This is a genomic window from Halorubrum marinum (genome assembly GCF_048381195.1).
Taxonomy (GTDB): domain Archaea; phylum Halobacteriota; class Halobacteria; order Halobacteriales; family Haloferacaceae; genus Halorubrum.
In genome coordinates this window covers 348,388-366,389 of record NZ_JBLWMM010000004.1, presented here as the reverse complement: position 1 = coordinate 366,389, position 18,002 = coordinate 348,388, and the positions used below count along the sequence as shown (strand labels likewise).

At 68.9% G+C, this 18,002-nt stretch carries 19 protein-coding genes and 1 tRNA gene; 9 read left to right on the top strand and 11 right to left on the bottom strand.

Annotated elements, in window-relative coordinates:
• Positions 1 to 10: 10 nt before the first annotated feature.
• A complete protein-coding gene (locus ACNSN4_RS08305) occupies positions 11 to 580 on the bottom strand; it encodes a DUF8526 domain-containing protein (RefSeq protein WP_418285339.1) in 570 nt (189 codons plus the stop codon).
• 208 nt (positions 581 to 788) lie between these two features.
• Positions 789 to 1,190: a 2Fe-2S iron-sulfur cluster-binding protein gene (locus ACNSN4_RS08300; RefSeq protein ID WP_418285338.1), complete on the bottom strand. Its 402-nt coding sequence runs from the start codon at positions 1,188 to 1,190 to the stop codon at positions 789 to 791.
• Positions 1,191 to 1,297: 107 nt separating this feature from the next.
• Here ACNSN4_RS08300 and ACNSN4_RS08295 point away from each other — a divergent pair, with 107 nt between their 5' ends.
• Positions 1,298 to 2,350: a biotin--[acetyl-CoA-carboxylase] ligase gene (locus ACNSN4_RS08295; RefSeq protein ID WP_418285336.1), complete on the top strand. Its 1,053-nt coding sequence runs from the start codon at positions 1,298 to 1,300 to the stop codon at positions 2,348 to 2,350.
• A 33-nt stretch (positions 2,351 to 2,383) separates the two neighbouring features.
• On the opposite strand, the gene ACNSN4_RS08290 is transcribed toward ACNSN4_RS08295, so the two are convergent.
• On the bottom strand, positions 2,384 to 2,938 hold the full coding sequence (locus ACNSN4_RS08290; protein WP_418285335.1) for a universal stress protein: 555 nt from the start codon (positions 2,936 to 2,938) through the stop codon (positions 2,384 to 2,386).
• A gap of 149 nt (positions 2,939 to 3,087) precedes the next feature.
• On the opposite strand from ACNSN4_RS08290, the gene ACNSN4_RS08285 reads away from it, so the two are divergent.
• Both ACNSN4_RS08285 and ACNSN4_RS08280 read left to right on the top strand, forming a co-directional pair.
• Complete coding sequence (locus ACNSN4_RS08285) at positions 3,088 to 3,345, top strand: DUF5789 family protein (protein WP_418285334.1); 258 nt, start codon at positions 3,088 to 3,090, stop codon at positions 3,343 to 3,345.
• Positions 3,346 to 3,462: 117 nt separating this feature from the next.
• The gene (locus tag ACNSN4_RS08280; RefSeq protein WP_418285333.1) at positions 3,463 to 4,665 is read left to right on the top strand and encodes a redox-regulated ATPase YchF; all 1,203 of its coding nucleotides are present in this window, start codon (positions 3,463 to 3,465) and stop codon (positions 4,663 to 4,665) included.
• On the opposite strand, the gene ACNSN4_RS08275 is transcribed toward ACNSN4_RS08280, so the two are convergent.
• Positions 4,662 to 6,530, bottom strand: a complete 1,869-nt coding sequence (locus ACNSN4_RS08275) for an aldehyde ferredoxin oxidoreductase family protein (RefSeq protein WP_418285332.1) — start codon at positions 6,528 to 6,530, stop codon at positions 4,662 to 4,664. The two genes, ACNSN4_RS08280 and ACNSN4_RS08275, sit on opposite strands and share 4 nt — an antisense overlap.
• 110 nt (positions 6,531 to 6,640) lie before the next feature.
• On the opposite strand from ACNSN4_RS08275, the gene yqeC reads away from it, so the two are divergent.
• The 3 genes from yqeC to ptsP are packed head-to-tail and all read left to right on the top strand — an operon-like array spanning position 6,641 to position 9,522.
• Positions 6,641 to 7,396, top strand: coding sequence for a selenium cofactor biosynthesis protein YqeC (yqeC, locus tag ACNSN4_RS08270; protein WP_418285331.1), 756 nt, complete (start codon positions 6,641 to 6,643; stop codon positions 7,394 to 7,396).
• A 48-nt stretch (positions 7,397 to 7,444) separates the two neighbouring features.
• The gene (locus ACNSN4_RS08265; protein ID WP_418285329.1) at positions 7,445 to 7,819 is read left to right on the top strand and encodes an HPr family phosphocarrier protein; all 375 of its coding nucleotides are present in this window, start codon (positions 7,445 to 7,447) and stop codon (positions 7,817 to 7,819) included.
• On the top strand, positions 7,816 to 9,522 hold the full coding sequence (gene ptsP / locus ACNSN4_RS08260; protein WP_418285328.1) for a phosphoenolpyruvate--protein phosphotransferase: 1,707 nt from the start codon (positions 7,816 to 7,818) through the stop codon (positions 9,520 to 9,522). The genes ACNSN4_RS08265 and ptsP overlap by 4 nt, the downstream gene beginning before the upstream one ends.
• Before the next feature lie 39 nt (positions 9,523 to 9,561).
• On the opposite strand, the gene dhaM is transcribed toward ptsP, so the two are convergent.
• The 6 genes from dhaM to ACNSN4_RS08230 all read right to left on the bottom strand — a co-directional run bounded on the left by dhaM (position 9,562) and on the right by ACNSN4_RS08230 (position 13,284).
• Positions 9,562 to 9,942 (bottom strand): dihydroxyacetone kinase phosphoryl donor subunit DhaM, encoded by a 381-nt coding sequence (gene dhaM / locus ACNSN4_RS08255; protein WP_418285327.1) that lies wholly within the window; start codon positions 9,940 to 9,942, stop codon positions 9,562 to 9,564.
• A complete protein-coding gene (dhaL, locus tag ACNSN4_RS08250; protein WP_418285326.1) occupies positions 9,942 to 10,751 on the bottom strand; it encodes a dihydroxyacetone kinase subunit DhaL in 810 nt (269 codons plus the stop codon). Before dhaL ends, dhaM begins: the two co-directional genes overlap by 1 nt.
• On the bottom strand, positions 10,748 to 11,743 hold the full coding sequence (gene dhaK, locus ACNSN4_RS08245) for a dihydroxyacetone kinase subunit DhaK (RefSeq protein WP_418285324.1): 996 nt from the start codon (positions 11,741 to 11,743) through the stop codon (positions 10,748 to 10,750). Before dhaK ends, dhaL begins: the two co-directional genes overlap by 4 nt.
• A gap of 53 nt (positions 11,744 to 11,796) precedes the next feature.
• The gene (locus ACNSN4_RS08240) at positions 11,797 to 12,219 is read right to left on the bottom strand and encodes a hypothetical protein (protein ID WP_418285323.1); all 423 of its coding nucleotides are present in this window, start codon (positions 12,217 to 12,219) and stop codon (positions 11,797 to 11,799) included.
• Between the two features lie 237 nt (positions 12,220 to 12,456).
• A tRNA-Ile gene (locus tag ACNSN4_RS08235) sits at positions 12,457 to 12,530 on the bottom strand.
• Positions 12,531 to 12,636: 106 nt separating this feature from the next.
• Positions 12,637 to 13,284, bottom strand: coding sequence for an FxsA family protein (locus ACNSN4_RS08230; protein WP_418285395.1), 648 nt, complete (start codon positions 13,282 to 13,284; stop codon positions 12,637 to 12,639).
• 171 nt (positions 13,285 to 13,455) lie between these two features.
• Here ACNSN4_RS08230 and ACNSN4_RS08225 point away from each other — a divergent pair, with 171 nt between their 5' ends.
• A complete protein-coding gene (locus ACNSN4_RS08225) occupies positions 13,456 to 14,163 on the top strand; it encodes a DUF1405 domain-containing protein (RefSeq protein WP_418285322.1) in 708 nt (235 codons plus the stop codon).
• Positions 14,164 to 14,242: 79 nt separating this feature from the next.
• Positions 14,243 to 15,289 (top strand): hypothetical protein, encoded by a 1,047-nt coding sequence (locus tag ACNSN4_RS08220; protein WP_418285321.1) that lies wholly within the window; start codon positions 14,243 to 14,245, stop codon positions 15,287 to 15,289.
• Here the strand turns inward: ACNSN4_RS08220 and engB are convergent.
• Entirely contained in the window at positions 15,286 to 15,906 is a 621-nt protein-coding gene (gene engB / locus ACNSN4_RS08215; protein ID WP_418285320.1) for a GTP-binding protein EngB, read from the bottom strand. The two genes, ACNSN4_RS08220 and engB, sit on opposite strands and share 4 nt — an antisense overlap.
• Before the next feature lie 407 nt (positions 15,907 to 16,313).
• On the opposite strand from engB, the gene ACNSN4_RS08210 reads away from it, so the two are divergent.
• Entirely contained in the window at positions 16,314 to 17,939 is a 1,626-nt protein-coding gene (locus tag ACNSN4_RS08210) for a Na+/H+ antiporter NhaC family protein (RefSeq protein ID WP_418285319.1), read from the top strand.
• The last annotated feature ends 63 nt before the right edge of the window (positions 17,940 to 18,002 follow it).

The window sequence follows — 18,002 nt, the reverse complement described above, 5'->3', positions numbered from 1 at the left end:
TGCCCTACAGCTAGACGTCTTCGGTCAGCCCCGCCCGGAGATCCCGTCCGAAGTAGTGGCCGACCAGCGCCAAGACGAGTCCTAACCCGCCGCCGATAGCGAGCAGCGAGAGCCCCCACTGCTGGAGGTAGTCGACGCCGATCGGGAGGAACCCGACACCGAGCACGCTCGTCACCGCCGTCCCGGCGCCGGCGGCCGCACCCGCGATCCCGGTCTCGACGTACCGACGGGCAGAGAAGACGAGTCCCGTGGCGAACGCCGCGAGGAACACGCCGGCCGCGGAGCCGACGGTTCCGCCGATGAGCGGGATCGAGCCGCCGACGAACACGCCGAGCGCGACGGCGACGAGGACCACCGCGAACGCCTTCCCCGAAAACCAGCGACCGCTCATCCCGATCCGCCCGCCGCTCGAATCGGTCGCCCCCGGACGGGAGTCGCTCTCGGCTGACTTGGGAGACGACCGCTCCGCGCCCGCCGCCCCCTCGCTCCCCCCGCTATCGGTGAGGTCGTCGTCGAGGAGGTCGTCGAGGTCGTCCATCGGGTCTCCGTCCGACGCCTCGCGTTCCTTGGAGGGTTGCATACCCGGAAATTCGCCCGTGAGACCTTGTGTCTTGTGTTGACGCGTACTCGACGAGCATGATCGAACCCGCGACCCGTACGCTTTCCGTCCGACCGTGCGCCGCGGTAGCAGCCGTCGTTTCACCGGAAACGTGGTGTGCTCCGCCGTCTCGGGACTGCCCGAGTTCGATCCGGTCGGTCGCACCTCGCGACCGCTTCCCTCGCCACGCTCACTCCTCACGGTGTCGGCTTGGTCGGGGCTCGCGCGACCCCCACACTCGCTTGTCGACGAGTTCGACGGTCAGCGGCCGGTCGGCGACTACCTGACACGAAAGCCGCGGGTAGCCGAACCGCGCCGCGAGCCGATCGTGCCAGTGATCCGGCGGCGGTCCCTCGCGCAGCCGGACGCCACAGGTCGCACAGAGCCCCCGACCGCCGCAGTTGAGCCGACTCGTCGCGGCCGCGTACGGCGACAGATCCGCCTCCAGCAGGACGCGGCGAAGGGTACGCCCCGACTCGGCAGTGAGCTCGGTCACCGTTCCGTCGGTCTCGACGACGGTAACGGGAACGCGGTCGGTCGGATCTGGACCGGACTGTTCTGGGTCTTCGGAACTCTCGTCGAGGTTCGACATCGCGTGGACCAAAGTACGGGCCGCCGACGCTTAGCTGCGTCTCGTCGCCCCCGCCGGCCGCATCGAGACCCGCAACGGCTATCGGCGGTCCGGGACAACCGACCGGTATGGACACGCGTCGCGCGCTGCTCGCCGCGCTGGAGGAGGGGCCGGTCGCCGGTCCGGCCCTCGCCGAAGAGCTCGACGTCTCCCGTGCGGCCGTCTGGAAGGCCGTCGAGTCGCTCCGCGAGGAGGGGTTCGCCGTCGCGTCGACGAACGAGGGATACGTCGCGCCCGCCCGTCTCGGGTACTCCGCGGCCGGCATCGAGTTCGGTCTCGACGCGCCGTACGCAGTGGAGTACCACGAGCGCGTCTCGTCGACGAACGACCGCGCTCGCGAGCTCGCGACGGAGGGGGCGGACCGCGTCGCGGTCGTCGCCGACGAGCAGGTCGGCGGACGCGGTCGGCTGAATCGGGAGTGGGTGGCGCCGAGCGGCGGCGTCTGGGTCTCCGTCGCGACGCGCCCGGACGTCTCTCCGGCGCGGGTGCCGCTTTTCACCCTCGCCGCCGCGATCGCGATGACGGACGCCTGTCGGGAGGCGGGCGTCGACGCTCACATCAAGTGGCCGAACGACGTGCTCGTCGGCCGTGAGGACGGCGACAGCGACGAAAACGAGGAGACCCGAGAGGACCCGCCATCGTCGGCATCATCGGCATCGGCGGCGTCATCGGCGTCATCGGCGTCGGCCCCGATCGGTCGCGGCGGCCGAAAGCTCGCCGGGGTACTCACCGAGATGGAAGGTGAAGCCGATCGAGTGTCGTGGCTCATCGCTGGCATGGGAATCAACGCCGACATCGACGCCAGCGACCTGCCCGCGGGCGCGACCTCGCTCCGAGCGGAGCTGGACGGCCCCGTCGACCGCCGACGAGTCGCAGCGACGCTGCTCGAGCGGTTCGCGGCGCTCACGGAGACGGCCGACGGACTCGACCGGGTGCTTCCGGCGTGGCGCGAGCGCGCGAGTACCCTCGGTCGACGGGTCCGCGTCGAGACGGCGACCGACTCGATCGTCGGCACCGCGGTCGACGTGGTCTCGCCCGGCGCGCTCGTGATCGACACCGGCGAGGGGGAACGACGGGTTCACGCGGGCGACTGCGAACACCTACGCGACGCTGAAGAGTAGTCGCTCTCGCTCTCACCTATTTGCCGCCGCGACCTACGTCCGCCCGGTCGCCTCGGCGTCGCTGGCCCCATCCGCCGCGTCGCCCCTGCTCGTCACCTCATCCGCCGAGGCCGCCTCGATCGACCTGACGATCTCCCCCTCCGGAACCTCGCCGTCGAGCCGCACGGTTAACACGGGAATCGATGCGCCGCGAACCACCTTCTCCGCGACGCTTCCGAGGAGGAGACGGTCGATTCCGCCGCGGCCGTGCGTCCCCATCACGACGAGGTCGCAGCCGTTGTTCTCGGCGTAGCGAATGATCTCGCGGCTCGGCGACCCGTCAACCACCGCGGTCTCGACGTCGACCGCCGCGTCCGCAGCGAGCCGCTCGACGCGCTCCACCGCGTCCGCCGCGTCGCTCCGCAGGAGGTCCCCGATCCCCTCCCAGGAACTCTCCATCGGCATCCCGGCGTAGCTCGCGGTGTCGACCACGTACAACGCATGGACCGCGGCGTCGTGGACCGTCGCGACGTCGAGGGCGTGCGCGACCGCGCGCTCTCCCTCCGCCGAGCCGTCGGTCGGAACCAGGATCCGATCGTATAATGTCATCTGTTCACATAACGCATGGCTCTGGCGACACATAACTCTTTGCGATTTTTGCCGGTTCTTCGCCTGTGGTTTCTCTCAACGAACGGTCAGACGACCGATCGGACTCTCGGGAAGCGTGCGTTTAAGCCCTCAGCCGTCAATATACGGTCATGACTTCCGACGTTCACCTCTCACGCGTCGCAGACGAGTTCCACGACCACGACTACCCGCTGGAGCGCGAGGCGCTCGCCGACGCCTGTTCCGGCACGACCGTGTTGTTCGCCGACGGCGACGCCGACCTCGGCGAGCTCGTCGATGACATCCAACAAGAGCGCTTCGAGAGCGCGGAGGACGCCTTCGCGGCCCTCCAGAACGTGTTGCCCATCGAGGCGCTCGGCGAGCCGGGGCAGTCCGACGGCGACGCCTGAGCGGTATCGTCGGTACGCACGCCTCCTCGCCAGCCGCACACACGCCTCTTCGTTACTCCTACGCACGCCACGACGCGTCTCGCATCGCTTTTTACCGCGGGTCACGCAGTGATGGCAATGAGTTATCGGATCGGTCTCGTCGGTAAGCCTTCGGTGGGCAAATCGACGTTTTTCAACGCCGCGACCATGAACGACGTGCCGGAGGGCGCGTACCCGTTCACCACTATCGACCCGACCGTCGGCGAGGCGTACGTCCGCGTCGACTGCGCCGCCCCCGAGTTCGACGAGACGTGCACGCCGAGCGTCGGCGTCTGCCGCGAGGGAACTCGCTTCGTCCCGATAAAGCTCGTCGACGTCGCCGGGCTCGTCCCGGGCGCCCACGAGGGCCGCGGGCTCGGCAACCAGTTCCTCACCGACCTCAACGAGACCGACGTGTTGATCCACGTCGTCGATTTTTCGGGAAAGACGGACATCGAGGGCGAGGCGACCGAGGGCCACGACCCGCGCGAGGACATCGATTTCCTCGAAGAAGAGCTCGACGAGTGGTACCTCGACGTGCTCACGAAGGGAATCGAGAAGTTCGCGACGCGTTACCACGGCTCGGAGGCCGCGATCGAGGAGGAGCTCGCGGAGCAGATGTCGGCGTTCGGCATCGACAAGGACCGGATGAAACAGGTGATCCTCGCGGAGGGGCTCGAGCTCGACCCCGAGACCTGGGACGACGCGGACAGAGCCGAACTCGCCCGCGAGATCCGCAAGCGCACGAAGCCGATGGTCGTCGCCGCCAACAAGATGGACACGCCGGAGGCGCAGGCGAACTGGGAGGAGATCACCGCGGACCCCGACTACGATCACCTCTCCTTCGTCCCCGCGAGCGCTCACGCGGAGAAGGCCCTCAAAAACGCCGACGAGGCCGGAATCGTCGAATACAGGCCTGGAGACGCCGACTTCGAGGTCGTCGGCGACGTCTCCGGCGAGCAGGCGGCCGGACTCGACCAAATCGGCGAGTTCGTCGCCGAGTACGACGGGACGGGCGTGCAGGGCGCGCTCGAAGCGGCCGTCTTCGACGTGCTCGACTGCATCGCGGTGTTCCCCGGCTCCGCGAACGGGAGTACGGACGAGAAGGGCGTCTTCCGCGACTGCTTTATTCTCCCCGAAAGCTCGACCACCGAGGACTTCGCGTTCCACATCCACTCGGACATCGGGGAGGGGCTCCTCCACGGCACGGACTGTCGGAGCGGCCGGCAAGTCGGCGCCGACCACGAGCTGTCCCACCGCGACGTGATCGAACTGATATCGACGAAGCAGGCGGCGCCTTAGTCGTCGGATCCGTCCCGCTCCGAATCGTCGTCTCCGTCTTTTGACGAGTCCGAGTGCTCCGGGTGCTCTGAGTGCTCCGGGTGCTCCGAGAGCGCCGGGAGTGCCGGAAGCGACGCCATCCCCGACCGCTCGACCAGATCGCGGGTCGGCCGCCCCGACGAGTCCCACTCCCGGACCGCGTAGTACCGGTCGAGGAGATCGTCGAACGCGTCCGGGTCGAGCGCGTCTGAGTCCCCCGTGTCCGACCCGTCTGCGCCCGCGAGCGCCGCCGGTAGCGAGTCGTCCGCGCGGTCGAACCCCTCCCGTACGTTGTACAGGCGGACGAGCGTCCACACGCGCTCGCCGAGGCGGGCGAGGTCGTCGGGGGTGTGATCGTACCCGCGAGCCGCGAGCCACTCGGCGACCACCGTCGGCTCGAAGACGTCGTCGAGGAAGTCGTCCGCGACGAGACACCACAACGCCGCGCGGCGGTCCTGTTCGGCGGCGACCGCGGCCGCGACGTCTGACGGATCTCGGGCGTCGGGTGCCACCGCGTCGATCTCCACCGGCCGCGCGCGACGGTGACACGCGCCCCTGTCGCTGGTGGCGTACGCGAGCGCCATCGAGGTCGCTCCTCGGGGATCGTACGAGGAGAGCTCCATCCCCTTTACCGTCGGGATCAGATCGTCGCCACCGAACTGCCGTGCCGCCGCAGAGACGCCGTCGGCGAGCGCGTCGCCGAGCGGGGTGGATCGAGCGGCGATCTCCTCGATGAGCCCCCGCGCCGCCGCCTCGTCACCGAACGGAATCTCTCGGTCGATCAGTCCCTCGTCGGCGGCGCGGGCCGCCCAGGCGACCGCGTTGCCCGCGGAGATGACGTCGATACCGAGCCGGTCACAGACGCCGCCGAGGGCGGCCACGGCGTCGAAGTCGTCGATACCGAGGCCCGCGCCCAAGACGATCGGAGTGGCGCCGCGAGGGACGCTCTTCGCTTTGGGCTCGGTTCGGTCCGCTCCGTCGTCGGGGATCTCGAACCCTCCGGGGACGGCGTCGTCGGGGCGCTCGCGTCCCGCGGCGCGCTCGGTGGCGCGCTCGATGCCGATCTCGGCGGCACCGTCGAACCGGCTCGCCTGCCACCCGCGAGTCGGTAGCACCCCGGCCTCGTTGGCGAAATCGACCGTTTCGAGGGTATCGCTCGCGGCGAGCCAGCGTCCCGCGTCGCTGTCCGCGAACGCGTCGCCGTCTCGGGCGCGAAGCGCGGCGAGCTCCTCGTTCGGCTCCGGTCGCGGGTCACGCGCGACGACTGCTTTCAGTCGCTTCGAGCCCATCACCGCTCCCGCCCCGCCCCGTCCGGCGTGGTGGTCGCCGCCGTCGGAGGCGATCGTCGCGTACTTCACGCCGCGCTCGCCCGCCGGGCCGACGCAGGCGACCGCGGCGTCCGGAAACCGCTCGCCGGTCTCCGCGGCGTCCAGTCCGGCGAGATCGGTGGCCGACTCGATCGACGCCTCACCGCCCGACAGCGAGAGGACGACGGGCTCGTCGGCCGCCCCGGTCACGAGGACGCCGAGGTGCGGCCCGAGCGACCCGGCGAGCCGAGCCGGGAACGCGCCGCCGCCGTACGAGTCGAGAAAGGTGCCGGTGAGCGGGGACTTCGTGATCGCCGCGTACCGCTGCTCGCCCGGCGTGTAGCCGGTCAGGGGGCCGATCATGAACCCGAGGGGGTTCGCCGGCGACTCGGGGTCGATCCCGGGGCCCGCCTCGTAGAGGTACCGGGCTCCCAACCCCTTCCCGCCGACGTACTTCGCGAGCCACTCGTCGGGGACCGGCTCGCTCTCGACCCGACGAGCCGAGAGGTCGACGCGGAGGATCCGGTCCGGTGGATGCATCACCGGCCGTTGATTCCCGAGCGGAATGAATCCATGGGTAGGAGGCCCTCCACAGCCTGCCGCGACCGAATCGCTTTCGACGCTGCGAACTGACCCCCAACCGTTTCAGCATGAATATCCTCGACGCGCTCGACGCGGCGGAGGGAACCACCTGTCTCGTCGGCGCCGGTGGGAAGAAGACGACCCTCTACGCGCTCGCGAACCGGCTCGACCGCGCGATACTCACCGCCACGGTTCGGATCCCCATCTTCGACGCTCGGGTCGCGTCGGTTCGGGTGACCGAGTCGCCCGTGGCGGCGCTCCGCGACCTGGACGCGTCAGCGACGGAAGAGGGGGGCTCGGGCGACGCCTTCCCCCTCGGTCTCGTCCCGGAGCGCGAGCGCGACGACCGATACCTCGGGTACGACCCGGCGACGGTCGACGCGCTCGCCGCCGCACACGACGGGCCGGTGCTCGTCAAAGCCGACGGCGCGCGGACGCGCCTGTTAAAGGCTCCCGCGGACCACGAGCCGCGGATTCCCCCCGGTGCGGACACCGTGGTTCCGGTGGCGAGCGTCGGCGCGGTCGGGGAGTCGCTGTCGGCGGAGACCGTGCATCGCCCCGAACGGGTGGCGGCGATAACCGACGCCGCGGTCGGCGACGAGATCACGCCGGAGCTGATCGGGCGCGTGCTCGCTCACGAGGCGGGCAGCTTAAAACGGGTCCCGGACGGCGCCACGCCGATCCCGCTCGTGAACGCGGTCGACGACGCGGCGGACGAGGCGGTCGCGCGGGAGATCGCTGGCGTCGTCCACGAGCGCGCCGACGTGCCCCGCGTCGTCCTCGCGCGGATGATCGACGCGGCGGTCGTCGCCGTCGTGTCGTAAGCCGAGCCGCGCACCACTTATAAGACCGCTCACCGCGCATCTGGGCACATGGAACGTACCGTGACGGTGGTGCCGGAAGCCGGCTTGCACGCGCGACCCGCCTCGAAACTGGTGCAGACGGTGAACCGGTTCGACGCCGACGTGTCGATCGGCCGGGCGGGGGGTGACGACGGCGATGACGAAGGCGGCGACGGCCTCGTGCGCGCCGACAGCATGCTCTCCGTGAGCGGACTCAACGTCGCCCACGGCGAGTCGGTCCGTGTGGTCGCCGAGGGCGCTGACGCCGAAGACGCGCTTGACGCGGTCTGTGAGCTGCTCGAAAGCGAACTGGACCACCCGGACGACGGCGGCGACGAAAACGCCGACGACGGAGAAGAGACCGACGACGGAGGAGACACCGACGACGGCGGTGAGACGAAGTGAGGACGCTCACCGGGGTCGGGAGCACCCCGCTTTCCGGGGTCGGGACCGCGCGCTGGCACCGGCCGGGCGCAGAGCTGACGCTCCCCGATCGGCCCGACCCGTCCGCGGTCGACCCCGAGGCGGAACGGGAGCGATTCGAGGCCGCCCGCGACGCGGCGCGCGAGGCGATCCGAGCGGCACGAGATCGCGCCGCCGAGCGCGTCGGCGAGGACGAAGCGGCGGTGTTCGAGGCGCACGAGGGGTTCCTCGACGACCCCGCGATCGTCGAGGACGTCGAGGCCGCCATCGCGGAGGGGACGCCCGCCGAACACGCCGTCGACGACCGGTTCGCGGAGGCGATCACCCAGTTCGAGGCGCTGGACGGGCGGATGGCCGAGCGCGCGGACGACCTCCGCGACGTCCGAGATCGGATGTTGCGAGCCCTCCTCGACCGGAACGCGAGTACCCGTGACCTCTCCGAGCTCCCGTCGGGGACCGTCCTGCTCGCGGAGCGACTCACGCCGAGCGACACCGCGGAACTCGACCCGGATCGGATCGCCGGCGTCGCCACCGTCCTCGGCGGGCGGACCTCGCACGCGGCGATCATCGCGCGCTCGCTGTCGATCCCGGCGGTCGTCGGCGTCGGCGAGTCGCTCCGCGAGATCGACGACGGAGCCGAGGTTCTCGTCGACGGCGATGCCGGGCGCGTGGTCGTCGACCCGGACGCCGAGACCCGCGCGGCCGTCGACGAGAGTGACGCGACGGTGGAGACCGAGCACGTCTCGACGGCCGACGGACGGCCGATCGAGGTCGCGGCGAACGTCGGCGGCGAGGCGGAGTTGGGACCGGCCTCGGCCCGCGGCGCCGACGGGATCGGGCTGTTCCGCACGGAGTTCCTCTTTTACGACCGGGAGTCGCCGCCGACGGAGGACGAGCAGTACGAGGCGTTCACGGCCGCACTGGAGGCGTTCCCCGACGACCGCGTCGTCGTCAGAACGCTCGATATCGGCGGAGACAAACCCGTTCCGTACCTCGATCTCCCGACCGAGTCGAACCCCTTCCTCGGAAGCCGCGGGATCCGGCTGTCGCTCGGCGCACACGCCGACCTGTTCGAGACGCAGCTCCGGGCGCTGTTGCGCGCGGCGGCCCACGAGGGCGAAAATAACAGCGGCAGCGGGCTCGCGATTATGTTCCCGCTGATCGCCCGAATCGAGGAGGTCGAAGCCGCCGTGTCAATCGTCGAGTCGGTCGCCGACGACCTCGCCGCGGAGGGGATCGACCACGCAGCTCCCGACCTCGGTGCGATGATCGAGACGCCGGCGGCGGCGCTGCTCGCGGACCGACTCGCCGCGCGGCTCGACTTCCTCAGCATCGGGACGAACGACCTGACGCAGTACGTGATGGCGGCCGACCGCGAGAACGAGGCTGTCGCCGACTACCACGACCCGCTGCATCCGGCGGTGTTGCGGGCGATCGACCGAACGGCGTCGGCGGCCGCGGGCACCGACGCGTGGGTCGGAATGTGCGGCGAGATGGCGGGCGAACCGGCGCTCACCGAGCTGCTCGTCGGCCTCGGGCTCGACGAGCTCAGCATGAGCGCGGTGACGGTCCCCGCGGTAAAGGAGCGGATAAAAACGGTCGACAGCGAAGCGGCGAGGGATCTCGCCGACGCCGCGCTCGCCTGTGAAACGCGAGACGAGGTCCGCGAGCTGCTCGACCTGTAAGCCGAGCCGCTTTTCAGTTATGTTCCCAGCGCAGCCGTACTACAGTTTCTTGATCTCGCGGGCCGCCTCGGCCTGCTCGCGGACCGAGTCGAGCGTGGCGGACGGGTCCGTGGCGGCGACCGCGGCGTTGACGGCGCCTTCGAGGACCGGCGCGTCCGCGATGACCGCTTCGACATCGCTCAGTTCGATGGCGACGTCGGCGTTCATCACGGCGCTGCCGAGGTCGACGAGGACGACGACGCCGTCGCCGTCGTCCGCCGCCTCGATGGCCCCCTCGATCGCGTCGGGGACGGTGCCGATACCGCCCTCGCCGTCGCCGCCGACCGCCTCGAGCCGCGTGTCGCCGGCCATCTCGGCGGCGATCTCCACGATCCCGTCGGCCGCCCGCTCGCTGTGCGAGACGACGACGAGTCCGACCATCAGTCGTCCTCCGCGACGGTTTCGCCGTCTTCGCCTGCGTGACCGTCCTCGCCCGCCCCGTCTCCCGCGTCGTCCGGAATCGTCGGCGAGGTCGCGTCGACGTCCGGCACATCGCTGTCGAGTTGGTCGGCGGCGACCGAGAGCACCTCTTCGAGGATGTACAGCGTGCTCGTCGCACCGGGGTCCTGATGACCGACGGAGCGCCAGCCGAGGTACGAGGCCCGGCCCTTGCGGGCGCGGATCGGGACGGTGAACGCGACGCCGCGCTCGGCCGCGTCGACCGCCTTCGCGAGCGCTTCGAGCGGCGGGAGACCGTCGGTCTCGATCGATTTCTTGAACGTGTGGACCGCCGGCATCAGCGCGTCGACCATCGTCTGGTCGCCGGGCCGGGCGTCGCCGCGGTCCTCGACCTTCTGCAGGTACGTCTCGGCGAACGCCACCGCGCTCTCGGCGTCGAGCCCGCCGTCGAGCTCGGCGCTCGCGAACACGAGCGAGCCGCCGAACAGCGGCCCGGAGGCGCCACCGACTTTCGACATGAGCGTCTTGCCGACCGTCTTGCCCGCGGTCTGCGGGTCCGGGTCGTCGAGGTCGCGGGCGGCCTCGGCCGCGGCCGCCCATCCGCGGGCCATGTTGCCGCCGTGGTCCGCGTCGCCGATGGCCGAGTCGAGCTCGGTCAGGTGGTCGCGCTCGCGCTCGATCCGCTCGGCGACCGCCTCGACGGCCGCGACGACGGCCTCGCCGTCGCCGTTCGTCCCTTCGCCGACCCCGTCGCTCCCTCCGTCCTCGCCGCTCGAACCCTCCCCGCTCATTGCGTCAGCGCGGGGGTGTCGGCGGGCGCGCCGAGAAGCTCCTTCAGTTCGTCGTCGACGGCGCAGACGGTGATCGACGCGCCGGCCATATCGAGCGAGGTCATGTAGTCGCCGACCCACGCGTCCCACGTTTCGAGGTCGTGCTCGCCGAGCAGCTCCTGGAGCCGGCGGTTGACCACGAACAGCTCCATCTGCGGGGTACCGCCCATCCCGTTGACGATCGTGAGCACCTCCTGGCCGGGATCGAGGGCGAGGTCGTCGAGGACGGCCTCGGTCAGCTCCTCGGTCACCGCGTCCGCGCTCATCGTTCCGGTTCGCTCGGTGCCGGGCTCGCCGTGGATCCCGATGCCGAGCTCGATCTCGTCGTCGCCAAGATCGAAGGTCGGCTCGCCCTTCTCGGGGGTGACACACGAGGTGAGCGCCATCCCCATCGTGCCGACGTTGTCGATGACCTTCTCGGCGACGCGTTTCACCTCGGAGAGCTCCGCGCCCTCCGCGGCCTTCGCGCCGGCGGCCTTGTGGACGAGGACCGTCCCACAGACCCCGCGGCGGCCCGAGGTGTACAGCGAGTCCTCGACGGCGACGTCGTCGTCGACGACGACGCTGTCGACCTCGACGCCCTCCATCTCGGCGAGCTCGATGGCGGTCTCGAAGTTCATCACGTCGCCCTCGTAGTTCTTGATGATCGCGAGCACGCCGTCGCCCGCGTCGCAGGCGTCGATGAGCGCCTCGAACTCGTCGGCGGTCGGCGAGGAGAAGACGCCGCCCGCGGCCGCCCCGTCGAGCATGCCGTCGCCGATGTAACCCGCGTGCGTCGGCTCGTGGCCGCTTCCGCCGCCGGTGACCAGCGCTACCTTCCCGTCCACTGGCGCGTCGTCGCGCACCAGTACCTGCGTGTCGGCGAGTCGCCGGAGACGGTCCGGGTACGTGGCGAGCATTCCATCGAGCATTTCGTCGACGACGTCGTCCGGATCGTTGATCAGCTTCTTCATAATCAATGTCCCTGACACTCCGGGATCTGTTAAAGATAGTGGGCAGATCGGGGCTACCGGCCGAACAAGAGCGGTGCGATGAGCAGTGTCAGCGGGACGGCGATCCACACCTGTCCCGCCAGCACGTCGTACTGGCCGATCGTCACCGACACCGGCGTCCCTTCGAGGCGTCCCACGAGGAACTCGAAGCCGACCGTGAGGAGGGTCCAGCCGACGCCGATAGCGACCAGCTCCGCGGTCCCGTATGCGACCGACGTTCGACTGAAGAAGGCGAACGCGATCGCGAGGATGGCCGCGACCAACAGCGCCGTGCTCGCTACGTGTCCCGGATACTCCCCCACGCGAGGGATGAGCACGACTTCGCGGAACCCGCCGTTCGCGACGGCGACGAGCGCCATGAGTAGCCAGACGCCGAGCGGGGCGAGGAAGGCTCTCGGGCGGATCGTCTCGGTGACCGCGACGGAGAGGAGGTTCATGGTCGGCTATTTCGTCGTTTTACGGTATCAGGGTATCGACGGATAGCCGCTCCGTCAGGTCGTCGTCGATCACGACTGCGGGGCACTCCGATTCGCTTTATCGCCTCCGTGGTCAACGCTGAGCGGCTGTCGATACGTGACAATAGCAGCAGCTCACAGGAATGAGATACCGAAATTGGGTGGCTGGGGAGTCCCAGCCCACCAATTTCGAGCGGTCAGAGACCGCCCGATCTGAGGTGGGCCAACACGGATTTGAACCGTGGACCTCCCGGTTATCAGCCGAGCGCTCAACCTGACTGAGCTATTGGCCCAGGTGAGCGCATTCAGTCGTTGCGCGGGTAGGATTTTAAGGGTTTCCTTTCGACAGTCGCCCGCCGTCCCCCGGTTTCGCCCGTCAAGACCCCCGTCACCGCGCGGTCAGTCGGTTCGCCCGGACCTCTCCCCTTCGTCTTCGACCGTGAAGTCCACGTCGACGACGTCGTCCGCGTGGTCCGCGTCGTCGAATCGATCGCCCGCCGCGTCGGGGTCTCCGTCGACGTCGCCGCTCGACCCCGCCCCGGGGGCGTCTCCGCCAGCGCCGCCCGGAAACCCGCCGCCGTTGCCGAACGTGAACCCGCCCGCGGCGGCACCGCCCTCTCCGTTACCGGGGAAGCCGCCGACGTACACGTTGCCGCTGGCGAACCCGCCGGTTTCCTTGTCGAGGTACGGCACCACGACGTACTTTTTGACGGCCATCCGGATCGGCACCCGCGAGAGCGGGAGCGCGAGGAGAAAGCCGATCGCGTCGGTGACGAGCCCCGGCGTGAGCAGGAACGCGCCGGCGGCGATGAGGAGGCCGCCGTCGAGCAGTTCGTCGGTCGGCGGCTCGCCGCGGGCCAGCTTGCGCTGGACCCGTGCGAGGGTCGCGCGCCCCTCGGCGCGGAGGAGGAGCATCCCGAGCACGGCGGTCAACACGACCAGCGCGACCGTGATCCCCCACCCGAGCCGCGTCGCGACGACGATCAGGAACAGCGCGTCCACGAGCGGGACGACGAGGAGCAACGCGAGCAGCGTTCGCGGGCGCATATACCACCGTCTTCCCGCTGGGGGCCCATAGCCCTTTTCGTCCCGAACGGGGTCGTCAACGTCGCGGGCGGCGTCGGCGTCTTCGGTGTCCCGGGCGGCGTCTTCGGTGACCGCCCGCCCGTCGACCGCCGGGACCGCCACCGCTTTGACAGACGGCACCCAGCGAGACGCATGGACATCGTCGGCGCGCTCGGACGCGACCCCCCGGATCGCGAGCCCCTTCCGCGCTGGCTCGCCCCGCTTCCGAAGGCAGTCGAAGACGTCGCCTTTCGGTTCGTGTGGGTCATCGTCGCGATCAACCTCCTCGGCACGGCGTTCGGTTTCTGGTACTACCGCTTTCAGTTCCAGCGGATCCCCGTCGAGATGTGGCCGTTCGTCCCGGACAGTCCGGGTGCCACCCTGCTCATCGCCCTCGCGCTCGCGGCGTGGGCGCTGGACAGGCAGCGCGACTGGCTCACGGCGCTCGCGTTCTTCGGCAACATCAAGCTCGGACTGTGGACGCCGTACGTCCTCGTGGCCTTTTACCCGGGATTCCTCGGCAACTCGGGGCCCGCGATGTACGCGTTCCTCTTCGTGAGCCACCTCGGGATGGCCGTGCAGGCGTTCGTGCTCTACCGGATCACGGACTTCCCGCTCTCGGCCGTCGCCGTCGCGACCGCGTGGTACACCCTCGATCTGCTGATGGACTACTTCGTTCCGGTCGTCGGCGACGTGACCCACACCTCGCTGCCGTACGCGGGCGGATCGCCGTGGTTCACCACGACGGTGCTGCAGGTCGCCGCGGCGGGTGCCGTCGTCCTCACTATCGTGCCGCTGTTCTGGGCGCTCGCAACCCGGGTCGCGAAGCTCCGGCTCCGCGTGCCGGACGAGGCGTCGTGACGGGACTGCGCCGGTCGCCGTTCGCCCGCTATGTTCGGCGGCGTTCCCCTTTTAAGTTTGTCGGCGACGTGAGGTCGGTATGAGCGCGTACGAACGGATTGCAGACCTATCGGTGACGATCGAGTCGACGGCCCGCCGCCGGTACACGGGCGCGACGACCAGCGGGTTCGAGCGAGTCACGACGGAGTTCCGCCTCGCCGGCGACGGCGTGACCGGCCGCGGCGAGGACGTGACCTACGACACCGCCGACCACGACGCGCTGGCCGGGACCGACCCGATCGACCTCGAGGGAGAGTGGACGATCGACGAGCTGTCGACCCACCTCGAAAGCGTCGACCTGTTCGCCGCCAAGCCGCCCGAACAGGAGACGTCTCGCAACTATCGTCAGTGGGCCGTCGAGAGCGCGGCGCTCGATCTGGCCCTCCGACAGCGCGAGGAGTCGCTCGGCGAGTGTCTGGGCATCGAGCCCGAACCGGTCCGATTCGTCGTTTCGACGCGGCTCGGTGACCCGCCGACGACCGAGCGGGTCGAGGAACTGCTCGCGCTCGACGACGACTTGGAATTCAAGTTGGACCCGACGCCCGATTGGCCCGAGGAGGCGTTCGTCACCCTCCGCGAGACGGACGCAGTGCGGATTCTCGATTTAAAAGGGTGGTACGAGGGGACCGATGTCGACGTCGAGGCCGATCCCGAACTGTACCGCGACGTGTTCGCCGCGTTCCCGACGGCGATCGTCGAGGACGCCGCGTTTACGCCCCAAACGACACCGCTCGTCGAACCGCAGGCGGACCGGCTCGCCTTCGACTACCCGATCGACGGCGTCGAGAGTCTCGAATCGCTCCCGGTCGATCCCGGCTGGTGTAACATTAAGCCCTCGCGGTTCGGCACCCTCGAATCGCTGTTCGAGACGATCGCGTACTGTCAGGAGGAGGACATTCGGCTGTACGGCGGCGGTCAGTTCGAACTGGCTAGCGGGCGAACGGCGATCCAGGCGCTCGCCGCGCTCTGGTACCCCGACGCGCCGAACGACGCGGCTCCCCGTCCGTTCAACGATCCGAAGGCCTCACCGCCGTACTCGCGGAGTCCGCTCCGGCCGAGCGACGACGCCGTCGGATTCGAGTACTAGCTGACGAACTTCAAGAGATCGTCGCGGTTGTGCTCGTGAAACCGCGTCCGCAGACACTCTTCCAACGCCTCGATATCGCCGCGTTTCGCGCAGATCGGCGCCACCCGGTCGGACCACTGCTGCCACGGCGGGTACAGCCCCAGACGGTCGCAGATCTCGTCGAGCCGTTCGTCGAGGTCGTCGATCTTGTCGGTCTTGTTGACGGCGATGATCGGATCGACGCCGACGTCCTCCAAGAAGCCGAACATCTCCACGTCGTGCGGAATATTTCCGCGCTCGGCGTGCCGATCGATGATGTCGACTGCCGCCTTCCCGTCCATCACGACGACTCCCGCCAAGATGTGTTCGGCGTTCTCCTCCAGATAGCGCACGATGTTCGTCTTGATCGCTTCGCGGTGCTCCTCCTCGACGCCGGACATGAACCCGAAGCCGGGGAGGTCAGTGAACATGAAGTCCTCGCTCGCCCAGTCGAAATGGTTCGGCTGCCGAGTGACCCCCGGCTTGCCGCCCGTCGAGAAATCGTGGCCCGTGAGCTCGCGCATCAGCGTGGACTTGCCGACGTTCGAGCGCCCCACGAGGACGACCTCGGCGTCGCGGTCCGGCCGGTCTTCGAACATACGTGTACGTGGGCGACTGAACGGTTTAAAAGACGCGTCGTCGCTCGCGAACGCCTTTCCGACGGGGAGCGGCTCGCACCGGCCGGGTGCCGACGGTGTACGCTGCTGAATACGTTCCCGAGCGTTCCGTCGGTCGACGACCGACGAGCCGCTGCACCAACTGGGGGCGACATATCTGAAATAACATATTTAAAACGATGAAATAGACCGTACATTTATATACACTGACTCGGTGTGAGTCATCGTATCATGGTTTTCCCGACGAGGGTTCGTAACCGTCGTATCGGCCCGACGAAGCCGACGAAAACCCGTACCGACGTCCGGAAACGCGTGCGGCGAGGGCGGCGATCACCCGTCGAGGGCCGCTCGTCTCCACCGCCCGTTTCGGATCGCTCGGGGGTACGCGCATGACGGCCGAGACGTTCGGCGCCATCTCGCTCGTTCCGCCGCTCCTGGCGATCGTCCTGGCGATCGTGACGCGGAAGCCGATCCTCTCGCTGTTTCTGGGGATCTGGTCCGGCGGCGTGATCTTCACGGCGAACCACGGCGTGGTCCAGACGCTTGACTGGCTCGTCTCCTCGATCGGCGAGAGCACGTTCAACGCGAAGATCATGCTGATCGTGTTGTTCTTGGGGGCCGGTGTCGCGCTCATTTGGCGGCTCGGCGGGGCGGCCGCCATCGCCAACGCGGTGACCGCCCGGCTCGACTCTCAGCGAAAGGTCGGGGTGGCGACGTGGCTGTTCGGCATGCTCTGGTTCTTCGACGACTACTCGAACACGGCGATCGTCGGCACCACGATGGGCGAGATCTCCGACGAGGTGCGGATCTCTCGCGAGAAGCTCGCGTACATCATCGATTCGACGGCGGCACCCGTCGCGACGTTCGGTATCTCGAGTTGGGTCGCCTACCAGCTGAGTATGATCCGCGAGGGATACAACGCCGCGGGCGTCTCCGTGGAGGCCGGTGAGGTCCCCGGTGCGTTCGCGCTGTTCCTTCGGAGTATCCCGTTCAACATGTACTGTCTGCTCGCGGTCGCGATGGTCGGGATCATCGTGATCTCCAAGCGCGACTTCGGCGAGATGCTCGACGCGGAGCATCGCTCGGCGAGCGAGGGGAAACTCCTGCGCGACGGAGCGACTCCGTTACAAAGCGCCGAAGAAAGCCTCGGGGAGATACTCACCGACTCGCCGAAACTCCGGTACTTCGTCGTCCCGACGCTCTCGCTGATTGCCGTCGTGATCGGCGGTGCCGCGTACACGGGGCTCGGCGCGTCCGACCCCGGCGCGGGGCCGTTCGAGATCGCCGGCAACGCTGCCTTCGTCGACGCGCTCTTATGGGGGACGTTCACGCTGGTCGCCGTCGCGCTCACCATGGGCCTCGCGAGCGGTATCGCCGACCTCGACGAGGCGATGGAGACCGTGATCGACGGGTTCTCCATGATGCTGACCGCGCTCACGATCCTCGTGATGGCGTGGACGATCGGTACCGTGACCACCGCGCTCGGCACGGGGATCTACGTCACGAACATCGCTGAGAACTTCGTGACGCCGACGCTGCTCCCGGTCGTCGTACTGATGGCGTCCGCGGTCATCGCGTTCTCGACGGGCACTTCTTGGGGGACGATGGCGATCGTCACGCCGATCGCGGTGCCCTTGGCGTGGAGCGTCGGCGGCGCCACGCCGGCGCTGCTTCCCGTCGCCGTCGGGACGATATTCAGCGGCGCGATCTTCGGCGACCACTGCTCGCCCATCTCCGACACGACGATCCTCTCGTCGACGTTCACCGGGTCGGACCTCATCGACCACGTCCGCACGCAGGTGTACTACGCCACGACGGTACTGATCGTCGCGGCGGTACTGCTGACGGTGTGGGGAGCCACCCGGATCACGCCCTTGGTGCTGCTGCCGGTCGGTGTGGTGACGCTCGGCGGGCTGGTGTACGTGCTCTCCGAGTTCGACGCGAACCGCAAGGGGGTTCAGGCGACTCGAACGGTTCGAGTCGGAGGTCGGTCGGCGGGGGCCGACGACGACTGAACGCGCCGTCGGGCTCGACGGTGCGTCTTTTCGAACGGTTTGACTGGCGCTTGACATCCTCCC

Excerpts from the sequence above, each read along its gene's own strand:
- ACNSN4_RS08240 (WP_418285323.1), bottom strand. The coding sequence starts at position 12,219 with ATGAACCTCCTCTCCGTCGCGGTCACCGAGACGATCCGCCCGAGAGCC.
- ACNSN4_RS08265 (WP_418285329.1), top strand. The coding sequence starts at position 7,445 with ATGGAACGTACCGTGACGGTGGTGCCGGAAGCCGGCTTGCACGCGCGA.
- yqeC (WP_418285331.1), top strand. The coding sequence starts at position 6,641 with ATGAATATCCTCGACGCGCTCGACGCGGCGGAGGGAACCACCTGTCTC.
- ACNSN4_RS08285 (WP_418285334.1), top strand. The coding sequence starts at position 3,088 with ATGACTTCCGACGTTCACCTCTCACGCGTCGCAGACGAGTTCCACGAC.
- ACNSN4_RS08305 (WP_418285339.1), bottom strand. The coding sequence starts at position 580 with ATGCAACCCTCCAAGGAACGCGAGGCGTCGGACGGAGACCCGATGGAC.
- dhaK (WP_418285324.1), bottom strand. The coding sequence starts at position 11,743 with ATGAAGAAGCTGATCAACGATCCGGACGACGTCGTCGACGAAATGCTC.
- ACNSN4_RS08220 (WP_418285321.1), top strand. The coding sequence starts at position 14,243 with ATGAGCGCGTACGAACGGATTGCAGACCTATCGGTGACGATCGAGTCG.
- engB (WP_418285320.1), bottom strand. The coding sequence starts at position 15,906 with ATGTTCGAAGACCGGCCGGACCGCGACGCCGAGGTCGTCCTCGTGGGG.
- ACNSN4_RS08225 (WP_418285322.1), top strand. The coding sequence starts at position 13,456 with ATGGACATCGTCGGCGCGCTCGGACGCGACCCCCCGGATCGCGAGCCC.
- ACNSN4_RS08280 (WP_418285333.1), top strand. The coding sequence starts at position 3,463 with ATGAGTTATCGGATCGGTCTCGTCGGTAAGCCTTCGGTGGGCAAATCG.
- ACNSN4_RS08295 (WP_418285336.1), top strand. The coding sequence starts at position 1,298 with ATGGACACGCGTCGCGCGCTGCTCGCCGCGCTGGAGGAGGGGCCGGTC.
- ACNSN4_RS08275 (WP_418285332.1), bottom strand. The coding sequence starts at position 6,530 with ATGCATCCACCGGACCGGATCCTCCGCGTCGACCTCTCGGCTCGTCGG.
- ACNSN4_RS08300 (WP_418285338.1), bottom strand. The coding sequence starts at position 1,190 with ATGTCGAACCTCGACGAGAGTTCCGAAGACCCAGAACAGTCCGGTCCA.
- dhaL (WP_418285326.1), bottom strand. The coding sequence starts at position 10,751 with ATGAGCGGGGAGGGTTCGAGCGGCGAGGACGGAGGGAGCGACGGGGTC.
- ACNSN4_RS08230 (WP_418285395.1), bottom strand. The coding sequence starts at position 13,284 with ATGCGCCCGCGAACGCTGCTCGCGTTGCTCCTCGTCGTCCCGCTCGTG.
- ACNSN4_RS08290 (WP_418285335.1), bottom strand. The coding sequence starts at position 2,938 with ATGACATTATACGATCGGATCCTGGTTCCGACCGACGGCTCGGCGGAG.
- dhaM (WP_418285327.1), bottom strand. The coding sequence starts at position 9,942 with ATGGTCGGACTCGTCGTCGTCTCGCACAGCGAGCGGGCGGCCGACGGG.
- ACNSN4_RS08210 (WP_418285319.1), top strand. The coding sequence starts at position 16,314 with ATGACGGCCGAGACGTTCGGCGCCATCTCGCTCGTTCCGCCGCTCCTG.